This is a genomic window from Lentzea sp. NPDC037011 (assembly GCF_055607425.1).
Window position 1 is genome coordinate 466,481 of sequence record NZ_JBVJRT010000002.1, and the last position, 14,543, is coordinate 481,023.

The following is a 14,543-nucleotide window of genomic DNA, read 5'->3' on the forward strand; positions in this document are numbered from 1 at the left end:
GGCTGGCACAGTGGCGGGGGTGACGTGGCGACCGGGTGACCTCATCGTGAACCGGATCGGCCTCGGCGCGAGCCGTTCGCGACACCGCGGCCGCTGTGCGGCAAAACCTGAATGAGCGTATGGCGTACGCATCTGTTTGACTAGGGGCATGAAGAGGGGGCGGAAGCCGACCATCGACGCCGCCGACATCACGCGAGCCGCCATCGCGATCGCGGACGCCGAGGGGCTGGCCGCCGTGTCCATGGCGCGCGTCGCGCAGGAGATGGGCAACGCGACGATGGCGCTCTACCGCCACGTGAAGAGCAAGGACGAGCTGCTCGCGCTGATGTGGGACGCGGCGATGGAGGACCCGCCGCCGCTGCCCGACGGCGAGTGGCGCGACAGGCTCGGGGTCTGGGCACGGGCGCTGCTCCGGGCGATCCGCAGGCGCCCGTGGTTCCTGCGGATCCCGATCAGCGGCCCGCCGGTCGGCCCGGGGAACCTCGCCTGGCTCGACAGCGCGCTCACCGCCCTCGGGGGCACGCCGCTGGAGCCGGGGGAGAAGGTCGGCGTCGTGATGGGCCTGTCGACGTTCGTGCAGGGCGAGGCGCGGCTGACCACCACCCCGTCCCAGGGCTTCCAGAGCAACCCCGACCAGTACGGGCAGGCGCTGCGCGCGGTGGTCGACCCACGCACCATGCCCGCGCTCACCGAGGTCATCGAGGCCGGCGCGTTCGACGTGGCCCACGGCGACGACATCGGGGCCGACTTCGACTTCGGCCTGCGGTTGTTCCTGGACGGCGTCGCCGCGCACATCGCGAGGCGCGCGTGACGTACGCGGCGATCATCCTCACCGGCGGCACGGGCGAACGGCTCGGCGGCGTCGACAAGGCCGGGCTGTCCTACCGGGACGCCACACTGCTCGACCACGTGCTGTCCGTTGTGGACGACGCGACGCGGGTCGTCGTTGTGGGCCCGGAGAAAGACCGGCCCGGCGTCGTCTGGGCCCGGGAGGACCCACCCGGCGGAGGGCCGCTGGCCGGGCTTGCCGCCGGTCTCGCGCACGTGACCGAGGAGTGGGTCGCCGTGCTCGCCGTCGACCAGCCCGGCCTCACCGCCGGCACGATCGCCAGGCTGCGCGCGGCGGGCGGCAACGCCGTGCTCGCCGACGACCGCGTGCAGTGGCTGATCGGCTTCTGGAACGCCGCCGAGCTGCGCGAAGTCCTGCCGGAGGACCCGCGCGACCAGCCGCTGCGCCGGACGTTGCGCAAGCTCGCGCCGGTGGAAGTGTCCGCTTTGCCCGGTGAGGCGCGTGACGTCGACACACCCGATGACCTGGACACCCTTCACACCCAATGAACAGCCCGTGAGCAAGACTGCTCACGATCGGAAAACCCTGTTCCACATGGAGGCCCGCACCGTGACCGAGCCCGCCGCCGAGGCAACGCCGAACGCACCGGCGCCCGTCACCCCGGCTCGTGACGCCCAGCTGCTCGAACGCACCGTGTTCGAGGTGAAGCGGGTCATCGTCGGCCAGGACCGGCTCGTCGAGCGGATGCTCGTGGGTCTGCTGGCCAAGGGCCACCTGCTGCTCGAAGGTGTGCCGGGTGTCGCGAAGACGCTCGCCGTCGAGACGTTCGCGCGCGTGGTCGGCGGCTCGTTCAGCCGGGTGCAGTTCACGCCCGACCTGGTGCCCGCCGACATCCTCGGCACCCGCATCTACCGCCAGTCCAGCGAGGCGTTTGACGTCGAGCTCGGCCCCGTGGTCGCCAACTTCGTGCTGGCCGACGAGATCAACCGCGCGCCGGCCAAGGTCCAGTCGGCGATGCTGGAGGTCATGGCCGAGCGGCACGTGTCCATCGGCGGCAAGACCTTCCCGATGCCGAACCCGTTCCTGGTGCTGGCGACGCAGAACCCGATCGAGAACGAGGGCGTGTACCCGCTGCCGGAGGCGCAGCGCGACCGGTTCCTGTTCAAGATCCAGGTCGAGTACCCCACGGCCGAGGAAGAGCGCGAGATCGTCTACCGCATGGGTGTCGAGGCGCCCACGCCGAACCAGGTCCTCTCGCCGGAGGAGCTGGTGCGCCTGCAGGGCGTGGCGTCGCGCGTCTTCGTCCACCACGCACTGGTCGACTACGTGGTGCGCTTGGTGATCGCGACCCGCGCACCGGCCGAGCACGGCCTGACCGACGTCGCCGGCTGGGTCGCCTACGGTGCCTCGCCGCGTGCGTCGCTGGGCATCATCGCCGCCGCCCGTGGCCTCGCGCTCGTGCGCGGCCGTGACTACGTGCTGCCGCAGGACGTCGTGGACGTCGTGCCGGACGTGCTGCGCCACCGCCTCGTGCTGTCCTACGACGCGCTGGCCGACGGCGTGCCGATCGACCACATCATCACCCGCGTGCTGCAGATCGTGCCGCTGCCGCAGGTGTCCGCGCGCCCGCAGCAGCCGGTTCCGGCTGGTAGGCCGTGAGCAAGGACAAGGCCACCGCCGAGCGCCCCTCGTGGGCGCCCCCGGTCCTGCACGGCGGCCGCATGGAGGCCGCGCTGCGCATGCTGGAGCTCGACGTGCGGCGCCGCCTGGACGGCCTGCTGCAGGGCAACCACCTCGGTCTCGTGCCGGGACCGGGCACCGAGCCGGGCGAGGCGCGGACCTACCAGCCCGGTGACGACGTGCGCCGGATGGACTGGGCGGTCACCGCCCGCACCACCGTGCCGCACATCCGCGAGACGGTCGCCGACCGCGAGCTGGAGACGTGGGTGGCGGTCGACCTGTCGCCGTCGCTCGACTTCGGCACCGCGGCCTGCGAGAAGCGCGACCTGGCGATTGCCGCGACAGCCGCCGTGGCGCACCTGACCCGCGGTGGCGGCAACCGGATCGGTGCTGCGATCTCGACGGGTGCGGAGAACGTGCGCATCCCGGCGCGCGGTGGCCTGGCGCACGCCCGCGGCATGATCCGCAAGATCGCCGAGACGCCGCGTGCGAGTGAGGGCACCCGCGGCGACCTGGCGGCGTTGCTGGAGCAGCTGCGCCGCCCGCCGCGCCGGCGCGGGCTGATCGTGGTGATCTCCGACTTCCTCGGCGGCATGGAGTGGCAACGGCCGCTGCGCGCGCTGTCGGCACGGCACGAGCTGGTGGCCATCGAGGTCGTCGACCCGCGCGACGTCGACCTGCCCGAGGTCGGCACCGTCGTGCTGTCCGACCCGGAGACCGGCCGGCAGCGCGAGGTGACCGCGTCGGCGTTGCTGCGCAAGGAGTTCAACGCCGCGGCTGCCGAGCACCGGGCCGAGGTCGCCGCCGGGCTGCGCCGCGCGGGCGCCGGGCACCTGGTGCTGCGGACCGACTCCGACTGGATCGCGGACACGGTCCGCTTCGTGGTGGCGCGCAAGCGCCGTTGGTCTGGGGGTGTCGCATGAGCTTTTCGAACTTCGTCGCCCCGTGGTGGTTCCTGCTGCTCGTCGCCGTCGGTGTGCTCGCGGCCGGGTACGTGCTCGCCCAGCGCATGCGCCGCAAGCGCGTGCTGCGGTTCACGAACCTGGAGCTGCTGGAGAAGGTCGCGCCCAAGCGGGAACGCTGGTCGCGGCACGTCCCGGCGGCGTTCCTGCTGGCGGCGCTCGCGCTGCTGACCGTCGCGCTGGCCGGGCCGACGTCGGAGCAGCGGGTCCCGCGCAACCGGGCGACCGTGATGCTCGTGGTCGACGTGTCGCTGTCGATGAAGGCCACCGACGTGAAGCCGTCCCGGCTGGAGGCCGCGCAGGTGGCGGCCAAGTCGTTCGCCGAAGGCCTCACGCCGGGCATCAACCTGGGCCTGATCTCGTTCGCGGGCTCGGCGACGGTGCTGGTCGCGCCCACCACCGACCGCGCGGCCGTGTCGCAGTCGATCGACGGGCTCAAGCTCGCCCAGTCGACCGCGACCGGTGACGCGCTGGTCGCCGCGATGGCGTCCATCGACTCGTTCGGCAAGGTCGTCGGAGGCGCCGAGGGGCCCCCTCCGGCCCGCATCGTGCTGATGACGGACGGCAAGGAGACGGTCGGCACCCGCAAGGCGTTCGACGCGGCGGACGACGCGAAGAAGGCCGGTATCCCGATCTCCACGATCTCGTTCGGCACCGAGGACGGCGTGGTCGACATCGAGGGCCGCCAGCAGGCCGTGCCGGTCGACGACGACTCGATGAAGGAGATCGCGAAGATCTCCGGCGGCGAGTTCTTCAAGGCCGCCTCCGCCGAGGAGCTGCGCCGGGTGTACGACACGCTCGGCGAGCAGATCGGCTACGAGAAGAAGCAGGCGGACGCGTCCAAGCCGTGGCTGGTGCTCGGCACGCTGACGGCGATGGTCGCGGCCGCCGCGGCGTTGCTGCTGGGCCAGAGACTGCCCTAGCCCCGGCCGTAGACCAGCTCCACCACACCGTTCCCGAAGGCCCTGGTGCTCTTGAGCGCCAGGGTCTTCGGCCGTGTGAAGAACGGCGTGCCCGCGCCGAGCGCGACCGGGTTGACGTACAGGCGGACCTCGTCGACCAGGTCGTGCTCGAAGAACGTCCCCACGAGCTGCGCGCCGCCGACCACGCTGTCCCCGGGCAGCGCCCTGATCTCGTCCGGGTCGACCTCCCGCCGCACCACGGTGTTCCACGCGGTGGTGTCGAGCGTCCGCGAGTACACGATCTTGGGCATCTCCCGCCAGATCCGGCCGAACTCGTGCATCGACGGCGCCCACTCGGGGTGCTCGCCGGTGTGCGGCCACGCCGCGAGCATCGTCTCGTGGTTGCGGCGGCCGTCGATGAACCGGCTCATCCGTGCCAGCTCGGTGTTGAAGTGCCCGTGCAGCTCCTCGTCGACCCGGTGCCAGCTGATGTCGTGGCCGGGTCCCTCCATGAAGCCGTCCAGCGAGACCGACGCCATCGTGATGATCATCCGTGAATCCTCCGGTACTCCGCCGCGGCACCGGCGTGCAGCGGCACCGTGCCCGTGTCGATGAGACTGCGCACGTCGAGGTACTGGGTGCCGAGCGCCTGCTGCGGCACCAGCCGCGCCGCGTTCGCGACCAGCAGCCGCACCACCGCCCCCGCGAGGTCGGCGCCGAGGTCGGGCCGGCACACCAGCAGGTTCGGCGTGCCGATCGTCGGGATGTCGACGGGGGAGTCGTAGACGCCCGTGCGCACGTCCACGCGTTCGTAGACCTTGCCGTGGTTCTGCCGCAGCCGGGGCAGGAACCCGTCGAGCGGCAGCAGCCTGATCCCCTCCGCACGGTCGAGCTCCGGGGTCGGCACGCCGCCCGACCACAGCAGCGCCGCGATCTCGCCCGCCTTCAGCGCGTCCACGGCGTTGCGCAGCGGGTAGTGCTCCTCCCGCACGCCCAGCGCGAGCCGTTCGCCCTGCAGCGCCGCGCCGGACCCGGCGGCGCCCAGCGACACGGGCCGGCCGGCGAGGTCGGCCGCGCTGCGGTACGGCGAGTCGGCGAGCACGACGAGCTGGAGGTAGTTCTCGTAGACGCGGCCCACCGCGACCAGGCCGGGCTCCAGGTGGGCGCTGTCGCTCAGGGTCAGCGCGAGGTCGGCGGTGCCCTCGCGCAGGTGCCGCAGGTTGTCGGCGCTGCCGCCGGTCTCGATCGGCGTGATCGTCAGCGAGCCGGTGGCGAGGCGGGACAGCAGGGCGGCGAAGTCGTTGTAGAACCCGCCGGGCTCGCCGCCCGCGACGCGGATGGTGCCGCTGGGTTCGCTCGTCCCGCACGCGGTGAGGGCCAGCGCGCCCAGCAGGAGGGTCCGGCGCTTCACAGCAGCGGCTCCTTCGGCAGCTCCACGGTCGCGACCAGGCCACCGTCGGTGTGCAGCCGCAGCTCCCCGCCGTGGGCGGTCACGATGCGTTCGGCGATGGCCAGGCCGAGGCCGGTGCCGCGCTGCGGGCCGCCACCACGCCAGAACCGCTCGGTCGCGTGCTCGATGTCCTCCTCGGACAGACCGGGACCGTTGTCGCGCACGGTGAGAGTCGCGCGGTCGCACACCACGGCCACCTCGGTGCCGCCGTACCTGATGGCGTTGTCCAGCAGCACGTCCAGCACCTGCGCCAGGTCCGAGACGGCACACCGCACCAGGCCCGGCGCGCGGTCGTCCACGGTGATCGTCACGCCCGCCGCCCCGGCCGCCGCCCGCCACGCGTCGACCCGGTCGTGCGCCACGGCCCGCAGGTCGGCCAGCTCGGGCTCGACCCCGCCCGCCGCCCGTTCGGTGGCGGTGCTCTCGGCCGACGCGAGCGCGAGCAGGCCGTCCAGCAACGACTCCAGCCGCTCGACCTCGGTGAGCAGGGAACCGTTGTCCGGCAGCATGTCCACCCGCAGCCGCAGCGCCGCCATCGGGTTGCGCAGCTGGTGCGAGGCGTCCGCGATGAGCCGGCGCTGCTGGTCGGCGGCCTCGGCCACCGCGTCGGACATCCGGTTGAACGACTCCGACAACGCCCGCAGCTCGGCCGGGCCCGCGGTGTCGGCGACGTGCGCGCGCCGCTGCCCCTCCGCGACCGCCCGCACACCCCGGTCGAGCTCCTTCAACGGCCGCAGCAGCCACCGCGCCACGACCAGCGCCAGCAACACGCACGCGCAGGCCGCCAGCAACGCCCCCGCGAGCACCAGCGCCCACCGCTGCGCGACATCCGCCGCGGCCACCCTGGTGGACGCGCGCACCACCACCGCGCCCGCCACCTTCGTGCCGGTGCCGACCGGTCGCGCGAACAGCACGTCACCGCCGTTCCAGGGCAGCACCGTCCGCACCGGCGCGGCCGGCTGGTTGCGCAGCGCGGCGTCGATCTGGCTGGACACGTCGGCCACCGCCATGCCGGACTCGACGAGCGGCCGCCCGGCGGCGTCGACGACCACGACCTCCTCGCCGTAGACCTCGGTGTAGCGCAACGCCTCCGCGACCACCAGGTCGTTCGGCAGGGTCGCGAACCGGTCCAGGTCGGCGGTCCGGCCGATCACGAACCGCTGGGTGCGCTCGCTGGCCGTGCTCATCAGCAGCGGTACGGCGAACGCGGTCACCGCCGACAGCGAGAACAGCAGCAGCACCACCAGCAGCCGTTGCCGCATCTACTCACCGAGCCGGTAGCCGAAACCGCGGATGGTGTGCAGCAGCCCCGGCCGGTCGAGCTTGGCGCGCAGCTGCGTGAGGTGCACGTCCAGCGTCCGCGACACCGCCACGAACGCGTTGCCCCACACCTCGTCCATCAGCTGCTGGCGGCTCACCGCCGTGCCCGGCCGCCGCGCGAGCACCGCCAGCACGTCGAACTCCTTGGTGGTCAACGAGATCTCCCGCCCGCCGACCACGACCTGGCGGCTCTGCAGGTCGATCTCCACATCGGACACCCGCACCAGGTCGCCCTGCTCCTGCGACCGCGCCGCACTGCGCCGCGCCACCGCGTCGATGCGGGCCAGCAGCTCGGCCAGCCGCACCGGCTTGACCAGGTAGTCGTCCGCGCCCAGCCGCAACCCGCGCACCACGGTCCGCTCGTCCCCGCGCGCGGTCAGCACCAGCACCGGCACCGGGTCGATCCTGCGGAGCTTGCGCAGCACCTCCAGGCCGTCCTGGTCGGGCAGGCCGAGGTCGAGCAGCACCACGTCCGCGTCGCGGTGCGCGATCAGCGCGTCGGACCCCCTGCGCACGCGGGCAGGCCGGTGGCCGTTCGCCCGCAGTGCCTCCACCAGGGCGTCGGCGACACCGTCGTCGTCCTCGACCAACAGCACCCGCATGGGAGCAGTATCGCCCGGGATGGCCGTTTCGCGGGCATGTCGATGCTTTTCAGTGACCGTGGAGAAGCGCTCGGAGCCCCAGCCGGGTCGCGAGCGCGGTGGCGAGGTGGACCGGCTCGCGGTCGGTCGTGTGCCGGATCTGCGTGCGGCAGCTGAAGCCGTCCGCGAGCACCAGCGCGTCCTCGTTCGCGCGCAGCGCGGGCAGCAGGTCCTGTTCGGCGCAGGCGATCGACACGTCGTAGTGGCCCTGCTCGAAGCCGAAGTTGCCGGCCAGGCCGCAGCAGCCCTCCACGACCCGGGGTCGCAGCCCGGCCTTCTCCATCGCCGTGCGGTCCGGTCCGAAACCCAGCTCCGCGTACTGGTGGCAGTGGGTCTGCACGACCGCCTCGCGGTCGCCGGGCAGGTCGGGCAGCGCCGGTGCGACGTGCTCGGCGAACGTGCGGGTGGCGTCGGCGAGGGCGCGCACCTCCTCGGTGTCCGACAGCTTCGGGGCTTCGGCCTTGAGGAACGCCGTGCAGCTCGGTTCCAGGCCGATCACCGGGACGCCGCGGCTCGTCCACGGGTGCAGCGCGCGTGCCGTGCGTTCGACGACCCTGCGGGCCTTCGGCAGCTGGCCGGTCGAGTGCCAGGTCAGTCCACAGCAGACGGTCGAGGGCGGCAGCTCGACCCGGTTTCCCAGGTGCGCCAGCACGTTCGCGGCGTCGATGCCGATGTCCGGCTCGAAGAAGTTCGTGAACGTGTCGGGGAACAGCAGCACCGGCTCGCCCTCGCCGAGCGGGCGCAGCCTGCGCAGCAGGGGGGTGGTGGGTGTGGGCAGCTCGCGTTCCGGGGTGAGGCCCGCGAACCGGCCGAACCGCGCCGTGAACCGGTTGACCAGCCCGTACCGCAGCCACGTCGGCAACCAGCCCATCGCGTAGTGCGACCGCGGGCGCGGGCGGCCCCTGTAGTGCTCGTGCAGGAACTCCGCCTTGTAGCTCGCCATGTCCACGTCGACCGGGCAGTCGCGCTTGCAGCCCTTGCAGCCCAGGCACAGGTCCAGCGCCTCGGCCACCTCCGGCGACCGCCAGCCGCCCTTGACCACGTCACCGTTGAGCATCTCGAACAGCAGGTGCGCGCGGCCGCGCGTGGAGTGCTTCTCCTCCCTGGTGACGCGGTAGCTCGGGCACATCACGCCGCCCTTGGTGTTCAGGCACTTGCCCACGCCGACGCAGCGGCGGGTGTCGCTCGCGAACTCCGCGCGCGTCGGGATGCGCGGGGGAGCGACGAGGACGCGCAGGTCGTCGTCGAGCTTCAGCGGCTCCACGATCCGGCCGGGGTTGAGCAGGTTGCCGGGGTCGAAGGCGTGCTTGAACTCCCGGAACGCCCGGATCGCCGCCGGCGGGTACATGCGGGAGAGCAGCTCGGAGCGGGCCTGGCCGTCGCCGTGCTCGCCGGACAGGCTGCCGCCGTGGCTCACGACCAGGTCCGCGGCGTCCTGGAGGAACTCGCGGTAGCCGCGGGCCAGGTCGAAGTCGATGCGGACGTGGATGCAGCCCTCGCCGTAGTGGCCGTAGGTGGTGCCGCGCCGCCCGTACCCGGTCAGCAACGCGTCGAGGTCGCGCAGGTAGGCGCCGAGGCGTTCCGGCGGGACGGCCGAGTCCTCCCAGCCCGACCAGGCCTCGCTGCCGTCGGCCATGCGGGTGGCGAGACCGGCGCCGTCCTCGCGGATGCGCCACAGCGCCCGCTGGTGCGCCGGGTCGTGGACGACCATCGAGCTCCTCGTGAGCGCGGCGACCCGTTCGGGGTGGTCCTCGACCTCGACGAACAGCCAGCTGCGGCCTTCCGGCAGGTCGGGGCGGGTGCGGACGCTGTTCACCAGTGCCTCGTTCAGGCCCTCGACCGCGAGCGCGTCCTCGATCTGCGTGACCTGGTCGGCGGCCTCGTAGGTGTCCGCGAAGCCGAGCACGACGAGGACCCGGCGCTCCGGGCGGCGGACCAGCTTGAGTTCCGCACCGAGCAGCACCACGCAGGTGCCCTCCGTGCCGACGAGCTGGCCGGTGAGCGTCGGCGCGTCCAGCGCGTACCCGCTGACCCGGCGGCTGAGCCGCGGGAACCACGCCGGGTCGTGCGACGGCAGCGCGAGCGCGGGCGGGTCCGTGCTGCGGAACCGGCGGCCGTCGACGGTCAGCACGTCGAGGTCCAGGACGTTCTCGCTGGTCTTGCCCCACTTCACCGAGTGTGCGCCGCAGGCGTTGTTGCCGATCATCCCGCCGATCGTGCAGCGCGAGTGCGTGGACGGGTCGGGGCCGAACAGGTGGTCGCCGGCGCTCGCGTTGATCTTGTCGAGCACCGCGCCCGGCTGCGCGAACGCCCGGTCGCCGGAGATCTCGAAGGCGTTCAGGTAGCGGCTGAAGTCGATCACCAGGCCGGTACCGCAGGCGTTGCCCGCGACCGAGGTCCCCGCGCCGCGGCTGGTGATCGGGACGCGGTGCTCCGCGGCGATCCCGACGGCCGCGACCACGGCGTCCGTCGTCCGCGGACGGACCACCACCCGCGGCACGTGGCGGTAGTTCGACGCGTCGGCCGAGTACAGGGCGCGGCTCGCCGGGTCGTCGAGCACGTCGCCCTCGACGTGGCGGCGCAGTTGGTCGAGGAAGGCCCGCATCACCTGATCATGCCCCCGATCGGCCCCGCCGTGGTGTGAGGTTCAACCGCCGATGCCGGGCTACCTGCGGGTAGCCGATAACCTCAGCCGGTCAACCAGCGGCGATTGCAGGGAGAGCTAGTGAGTCGGTCCGTTCTGGTCACCGGGGGCAATCGCGGCATCGGCCTCGCCATCGCGCAGGCGTTCGCGGCGCAGGGCGACAAGGTCGCCGTCACGCACCGCGGCTCCGGCGCACCCGAGGGTCTGCTCGGCGTGAAGTGCGACGTGACCAACGCCGAGGAGATCGACGCGGCGTTCTCCGAGGTCGAGGCCGCCCACGGTCCGGTCGAGGTGCTCGTCTGCAACGCCGGCATCACCCAGGACACGCTGTTGCTGCGCATGAGCGAGGAGCAGTTCACCAGCGTCGTCGACGCCAACCTCACCGGCGCGTTCCGCTTCGCCCAGCGCGCCTCGCGCGGCATGCTGCGCAAGAAGTTCGGCCGCATCGTCTTCATCTCGTCGGTCGTGGGCCTCACCGGCGGCGCGGGCCAGGTCAACTACGCCGCGTCCAAGGCGGGCATGGTGGGCATGGCGCGCTCGATCGCGCTGGAGCTCGGTTCGCGCAACATCACCGCGAACGTCATCGCCCCCGGCTTCATCACCACCGACATGACCGCCGAGCTGCCCGAGGCGGTGCGCGAGGCGGCGCTCAAGCAGATCCCGGCCGGTCGCTACGGCGCCGTCGACGAGATCGCCCGCGCGGTGACGTTCCTCGCCGCGAACGAGTCCGGCTACATCAACGGTGCCGTGCTGCCGGTCGACGGCGGCCTCGGCATGGGCCACTGACGTTCTTCGTTCTCTTCTTTCTGCGAAAGGGTTGGATCAAGTGACCGGACTGCTCGAAGGCAAGCGACTGCTGATCACCGGTGTGATCACCGACGCGTCGATCGCCTTCCACGTCGCACGCGTCGCCCAGGAGCAGGGCGCCGAGGTCGTGCTGACCGGGTTCGGCCGGATGAGCCTCGTGCAGCGCATCGCCCAGCGCCTGCCCAAGCCCGCGCCCGTCGTGGAGCTGGACGTGCAGAACCAGGAGCACCTCGACACGCTGGCCGAGCGCGTCGGTGAGCACGTCGACGGCCTCGACGGCGTCGTGCACGCCATCGGGTTCGCCCCGCAGAGCTGCCTCGGCGCGCCGTTCATGGACGCGCCGTGGGAGGACGTCTCCGTCGCGATGCACGTCTCGGCGTACTCCTACAAGGCGCTGGTGCAGGCCGTGCGCCCGATGCTGTCGCACGGCTCGTCGGTCGTCGGCCTCGACTTCGACGCCCGCCAGGCGTGGCCCGCCTACAACTGGATGGGCGCGGCGAAGGCGGCGTTCGAGTCGATCAACCGCTACATGGCGCGGGACCTCGGCCCGGACGGCATCCGCGTGAACCTGATCTCCGCCGGCCCGGTCCGCACCATGGCCGCGAAGTCCATCCCGGGCTTCGGCGAGCTGGAGAAGATGTGGGGCGAGAAGGCGCCGCTGTCGTGGGACGTCGACGACCCGACGCCCGTCGCGAAGTCGGTCTGCGGCCTGCTGTCCGACTGGTTCCCGGCCACCACGGGCTCGATGGTGTTCGTCGACGGCGGCGTGCACTTCCTCGGCCTCTGACGTCACAGCTGCTCGTCGTGTGGGGGGTTCGGGCGTCTGATTGGATGGAGCGGTGAGTTTCGATGCGCTGCTCTGGCTTTCCTTCGGCGGACCGGAAGGTCCTGAGGACGTCCGTCCCTTCCTGGAGAACGTGGTGCGCGGACGTGGCGTGCCGCCGGAGCGGCTGGACGAGGTCGAGGCCCACTACCAGCACTTCGGCGGCGTGTCACCGATCAACCGCCTGAACCTCGACGCGATCGACGCCGTGCGCGCCACCGGTTTCGAGCTGCCGATCTACTTCGGCAACCGCAACTGGCACCCGATGGTCGAGGACACCGTCGCGCAGATGAAGGCCGACGGCGTCCAGCGTGCGCTGGTGTTCCCGACGAGCGCGTACGGCGGCTACTCCGCGTGCCGCCAGTACGACGAGGACATCGTGCGGGCACTGGCGGCCGTGCCGGACGGCCCCGAACTGGTGAAGCTGCGCCAGTTCTTCGACCACCCGCTCTTCATCTCCGCCTTCGCCGACGGCGTCCGCGCGGCCGCCGAGTCGCTGACCGGCCCGTACCGGCTCGTCTTCACCGCGCACTCGGTGCCGGTGTCCGCGGACAAGGCCGCCGGTCCGCCGTCCGAGGGCGGCTACCGCTACTCCCGCCAGGTCGTCGAGGCGTCCCGGCTGGTCGCGGCCGAGCTGGGCGTCACCGAGTACGACGTGGTGTGGCAGTCGCGGTCCGGCCCGCCGCAGATCCCGTGGCTGGAGCCCGACATCGTCGACCACATCGACGCGTTGCACGCCAAGGGCGTCACCGGCGTCGTGGTGTGCCCGATCGGGTTCGTGTCCGACCACCTCGAAGTGGTGTGGGACCTCGACACCGAGGCCCGTGACCGCGCCGCCGAGCTCGGCGTGGAGTTCGCCCGCGCGGCGACCCCGAACGCCGACCCTCGCTTCGCCGAGCTCGTCGTGGAGCTGGTGGCCGAGCACACCTCCGGTGCTCCCGTGCGCAAGCTGTCGTCGTTCACCTCAGCCGGCTGCACGGTGAACGGTGCCCCGTGCGCGCCGTTGTGCTGCGAGCCGGCGAAGAGGCCCGTCAAGGCCCAGTAGTGCCGGACTCCGGCCGGCCCTCCTCGGACCGGCCGGAGACCCGGTTCAGTTGCGTGCGGTGCAGACGATCTCCGGGCGGTTGAACGCGCGCCCGCAGGCCCGCCACGGTCCGCCGTACTGCCCGACCGTGCCGGTGTTCACCGACGTGGCGCCGGACGGGATGGTCCGGTAGCCCGTCACCGTGTTGCGGGCGCTGTCCAGCCAGACCGGGTCACCCGTGGCCCCACCGGTGATCTGACCGTGCCAGCCGTTGTCGCACACCCACAGGTGGATCGTGCGACCGTGCACCGACACGGAGCTCACCGGTTTGCGGCACGGCGCCGCCGACGCCGGGACGCTCGCCACCGTCGTTCCCAGCAGGCTGATCAGCGCCATCCCGAGCACGGCCGCCGCTTTCCTGTCGAACATGGTGTTTCCCCCTCGATCTCACGTGGTTCCGTGCTCAGGAGTCTGGGGAGAACCACGGTCGAGCGGGCCGGGCATGTCCGCGATCCTGCGAATCCTGTCCCCGGTCATCCCGTAGTGGTCGAGGAACGCCTGCCGCAGCACCTCCGCCGACCCGAACCCGCACCGGCGCGCGACCGCGGCCAGCGACAGGTCGCTGCCCCGCACCAGGTGGGCGGCGGCCTCGGTGCGGGCGGCCCGCACGGCGCGGGCGGGGGTGGTGCCGACGTGGGTGGCGAACAGCCTGGTGAGGTGCCGTGTGCTGATCTGGGCCCGTGCCGCGAGCGCGGCCGGGCTCAGGTCCTCCCCGGGGTGCGCGGCGATGTGCCCGAGCAGGTCGCGCACCAGCCGGTCGCCCGGCGGGGGCGCGGCGAGGAACATGCTGAGCTGAGCCTGGTCGGCCGGGCGCTGGAGGTAGGTCACCAGTTCGCGGGCGACCCGGCGGGCGACGGTGGGGCCGTTGTCGTCCTCGACCAGCGCGAGCGTCAGGTCCAGCGCGCTGGTGACCCCGGCGGAGGTGTAGACGTTGCCGTCCTGGACGTAGAGCGGTGCCAGGTCCACCGTGACCTGCGGGAAGTGCTCGACCAGGATGTCGCCGTACGCCCAGTGCGTGGTCACCTTCCTGCCGTCCAGCAGCCCGGCCGCGGCCAGCACGAACGCGCCGGTGCACACCGACGCGACCCGCCGGCTGTGCCGTGCGAGGCGCCGCACCTGCGTCAGCATCCCGTCGTCGGCCATCGCGTCGCGGGTCCCGTGCCCGCCGACGACCAGCATCGTGTCGATCCGCCCGGTCACCGAGGCCAGCCGCCGTGCGCCGGTCAGCGCGATCCCCGACGAGCTGCGCACGTCCCGCCCCGTCACCGTGGCCAGCTCGATCCGGTACGGCGGCGCGGCCCCGTGGCCGTTCGCGATCTCGAACGTGCCGCTCGGGCACGCCACGTCGAGGATCTGCGCGTCGTTGTACGCGATGATCACGACTCGTCGTGCTGCGTCCACCCGCATCGCCCCCGTCGCATCCTCGCACCGGTGGCGGGG

15 protein-coding genes are annotated in these 14,543 nt (G+C 72.4%); 8 read left to right on the plus strand and 7 right to left on the minus strand.

Annotated features, from left to right (window positions below; translation table 11 throughout):
• Positions 1–148: 148 nt before the first annotated feature.
• From ACZ7CH_RS07000 to ACZ7CH_RS07020, 5 genes are all read left to right on the plus strand, one after another.
• Positions 149–811 (plus strand): TetR/AcrR family transcriptional regulator, encoded by a 663-nt coding sequence (locus tag ACZ7CH_RS07000; protein ID WP_360387179.1) that lies wholly within the window; start codon positions 149–151, stop codon positions 809–811.
• Positions 808–1,338 (plus strand): molybdenum cofactor guanylyltransferase, encoded by a 531-nt coding sequence (gene mobA / locus ACZ7CH_RS07005; RefSeq protein WP_470373333.1) that lies wholly within the window; start codon positions 808–810, stop codon positions 1,336–1,338. Before ACZ7CH_RS07000 ends, mobA begins: the two co-directional genes overlap by 4 nt.
• Before the next feature lie 46 nt (positions 1,339–1,384).
• On the plus strand, positions 1,385–2,449 hold the full coding sequence (locus ACZ7CH_RS07010) for an AAA family ATPase (RefSeq protein ID WP_458433319.1): 1,065 nt from the start codon (positions 1,385–1,387) through the stop codon (positions 2,447–2,449).
• Between the two features lie 62 nt (positions 2,450–2,511).
• Complete coding sequence (locus tag ACZ7CH_RS07015) at positions 2,512–3,393, plus strand: DUF58 domain-containing protein (RefSeq protein WP_458434438.1); 882 nt, start codon at positions 2,512–2,514, stop codon at positions 3,391–3,393.
• A complete protein-coding gene (locus ACZ7CH_RS07020) occupies positions 3,390–4,355 on the plus strand; it encodes a VWA domain-containing protein (RefSeq protein WP_360387186.1) in 966 nt (321 codons plus the stop codon). The genes ACZ7CH_RS07015 and ACZ7CH_RS07020 overlap by 4 nt, the downstream gene beginning before the upstream one ends.
• Here the strand turns inward: ACZ7CH_RS07020 and ACZ7CH_RS07025 are convergent.
• Genes ACZ7CH_RS07025 through ACZ7CH_RS07045 form a run of 5 tightly spaced genes read right to left on the minus strand, consistent with a single transcriptional unit; the run spans position 4,352 to position 10,350 of the window.
• Positions 4,352–4,885 (minus strand): dihydrofolate reductase family protein, encoded by a 534-nt coding sequence (locus ACZ7CH_RS07025; protein ID WP_470373334.1) that lies wholly within the window; start codon positions 4,883–4,885, stop codon positions 4,352–4,354. The two genes, ACZ7CH_RS07020 and ACZ7CH_RS07025, sit on opposite strands and share 4 nt — an antisense overlap.
• Positions 4,882–5,745 carry a TAXI family TRAP transporter solute-binding subunit gene (locus tag ACZ7CH_RS07030; protein ID WP_360387191.1) on the minus strand — a complete coding sequence of 288 codons (864 nt, stop codon included), beginning with the start codon at positions 5,743–5,745 and terminating at the stop codon, positions 4,882–4,884. The genes ACZ7CH_RS07025 and ACZ7CH_RS07030 overlap by 4 nt, the downstream gene beginning before the upstream one ends.
• Positions 5,742–7,046 (minus strand): sensor histidine kinase, encoded by a 1,305-nt coding sequence (locus tag ACZ7CH_RS07035; protein WP_360387193.1) that lies wholly within the window; start codon positions 7,044–7,046, stop codon positions 5,742–5,744. Before ACZ7CH_RS07035 ends, ACZ7CH_RS07030 begins: the two co-directional genes overlap by 4 nt.
• On the minus strand, positions 7,047–7,706 hold the full coding sequence (locus ACZ7CH_RS07040; protein ID WP_360387195.1) for a response regulator transcription factor: 660 nt from the start codon (positions 7,704–7,706) through the stop codon (positions 7,047–7,049).
• A gap of 49 nt (positions 7,707–7,755) precedes the next feature.
• Entirely contained in the window at positions 7,756–10,350 is a 2,595-nt protein-coding gene (locus tag ACZ7CH_RS07045; protein ID WP_470373335.1) for an FAD-binding and (Fe-S)-binding domain-containing protein, read from the minus strand.
• 120 nt (positions 10,351–10,470) lie between these two features.
• Between ACZ7CH_RS07045 and ACZ7CH_RS07050 the strand changes: the two genes are divergently transcribed.
• The 3 genes from ACZ7CH_RS07050 to ACZ7CH_RS07060 are packed head-to-tail and all read left to right on the plus strand — an operon-like array spanning position 10,471 to position 13,064.
• A complete protein-coding gene (locus ACZ7CH_RS07050; protein ID WP_360387201.1) occupies positions 10,471–11,175 on the plus strand; it encodes a beta-ketoacyl-ACP reductase in 705 nt (234 codons plus the stop codon).
• 40 nt (positions 11,176–11,215) lie between these two features.
• Positions 11,216–11,983: an enoyl-ACP reductase FabI gene (fabI, locus tag ACZ7CH_RS07055; RefSeq protein WP_360387204.1), complete on the plus strand. Its 768-nt coding sequence runs from the start codon at positions 11,216–11,218 to the stop codon at positions 11,981–11,983.
• 52 nt (positions 11,984–12,035) lie between these two features.
• Positions 12,036–13,064: a ferrochelatase gene (locus ACZ7CH_RS07060; RefSeq protein WP_360387207.1), complete on the plus strand. Its 1,029-nt coding sequence runs from the start codon at positions 12,036–12,038 to the stop codon at positions 13,062–13,064.
• A 45-nt stretch (positions 13,065–13,109) separates the two neighbouring features.
• Here the strand turns inward: ACZ7CH_RS07060 and ACZ7CH_RS07065 are convergent, their stop codons facing one another.
• Together ACZ7CH_RS07065 and ACZ7CH_RS07070 are read right to left on the minus strand one after the other, a co-directional pair.
• On the minus strand, positions 13,110–13,472 hold the full coding sequence (locus ACZ7CH_RS07065) for a hypothetical protein (RefSeq protein ID WP_360387210.1): 363 nt from the start codon (positions 13,470–13,472) through the stop codon (positions 13,110–13,112).
• Between the two features lie 18 nt (positions 13,473–13,490).
• Complete coding sequence (locus ACZ7CH_RS07070; RefSeq protein WP_470373336.1) at positions 13,491–14,510, minus strand: GlxA family transcriptional regulator; 1,020 nt, start codon at positions 14,508–14,510, stop codon at positions 13,491–13,493.
• Positions 14,511–14,543: the final 33 nt, after the last annotated feature.